1 protein-coding gene is annotated in these 1,564 nt (G+C 54.2%); it reads left to right on the forward strand.

What is annotated here, in order from left to right; genetic code table 11:
• The first annotated feature begins 118 nt into the window (after positions 1-118).
• Positions 119-1,324 carry a hypothetical protein gene (locus SMC5_RS03475; RefSeq protein WP_126850809.1) on the forward strand — a complete coding sequence of 402 codons (1,206 nt, stop codon included), beginning with the start codon at positions 119-121 and terminating at the stop codon, positions 1,322-1,324.
• The last annotated feature ends 240 nt before the right edge of the window (positions 1,325-1,564 follow it).

The raw sequence follows: 1,564 nt of genomic DNA on the forward strand, positions 1-1,564 counted from the left end.
CGCTCAAGAAGGTCAACGGCACATGGTTGATTGACGATGTGACGGGAGGGCCGAAGGCATGAGCCGGATAGCCGAGTACGCAGTGTCGCAGGCGAAGGAAGCGTTGGAGGCGCATAGTATGAGAACAATGATGTTCAGATCCAGTTCAAGGGTCACTGCGTTCATTAGCATCCTGCTCGTACTCGTTCTTGCAACTGGTTGTGCACCGAAAGTTGTTCAAGTGGAGGGACCACAGGTCAGCGCCATGATGCTGACCAACGTGACGGATTCCGCTTACGACGCTGTTCCGCTCACATGGAATGTTGGCAAGAACGCCCTGCAGAGCACCGGAACGGTGGTGTTGCATGTAAACAACACAAACGGAGAAGCGAAGTTGTTTTGGCTACCTGCTTCGCCCGCTACGCCCATCTTCGTCGTCCAGCAGTGGAGCTATAAGAATAGACTGCCGCTCCTGACGAAGGCGACATCATCAAGCAACGATCTTATGATTCGCACGCCTCCCATAGGGATACAATATGCATCATCTGCTACGGGAAGTCCTCTTGTCCGGTGGCATTACGGAGAGAGTTTTATTGCTACGCAAGGCGAACTTGAGGTACCAACAACACCTTTGACACCGAAGACCAATTTGGACGGAATGATCATCAAGATCACTGAAAGGAGCATTTGGCAACTACCAGGGATCGCCGATCCTCCCAAGGACAAGATTCTGACTGTCCCCGCTCCTGCCGGACAAGTGCGGATAGAAGTCTTGTATGGAAGTGGCGGGGTAGACAACGGATTTGTTCTCGTCCAGGCAGAAGCGCCTTTTGCAGTGGTCTCGCTTTGGCTCATCCGCATGAACAATGGAACAGGAACCATGGTACGATGCGGAGATGCGGACGCATTTGGCGGAAGCCTCATAGCGGGTCAGGATCCAAGCTTCGCCAGGGTCGGCTCTCTTCTCTACCTCACTCACGGTCACACGAAAATCGGCTGCATCGACACGGCAGCTTCCGCGCCCTCGGTAACGTTGCCGGAAACGCTCAATGCGCTTCTCACCAAGCTGTACGGTGAAGGGCCGACCGCCGCCGAGGCGCCGCTCATGGCTCACCTGGCAAGCGACAGCGACACATTGATTGTAGAGTGTCCCGATATGTACTGGAATTCCGTGTACTACGCTGTCGACGCATCCGGAATAGTTCTCGGAAGTTTGCACGTCGACAAGACTTCGATCGTGAGCTTCGACGCGAAGGGGCAACAGGGTTTTACGCTCAAGACACCTGGTTCTCCGGGGGCTATCTCCCTTCCTTCTATCGATCTCTTTCAGGCGAACATCTTCTAACCACCGTAAAGTAGCTGGCACAGTCTGTGCCACAGCCGGATCAGACAGACTGATCTGCTCTTCTTGTAGAACCGTTGATATCAAGCAGAAGAGCCCGTGGATATGCGCCCACGAGTGAGCTTAGCCAATATCGTGCTTCATATTCTTCTGTATGGGTCGACAGACGGCGTACGCGGCCACTCCGCCGATTATCGCTTCGGGGATACCGCTGGTCAATATGGTCAGGCCGATCAATCCGAG

This window comes from Candidatus Cryosericum odellii (assembly GCF_003570935.1).
In the GTDB taxonomy this organism is placed as follows: Bacteria; Caldisericota; Caldisericia; order Cryosericales; family Cryosericaceae; genus Cryosericum; species Cryosericum odellii.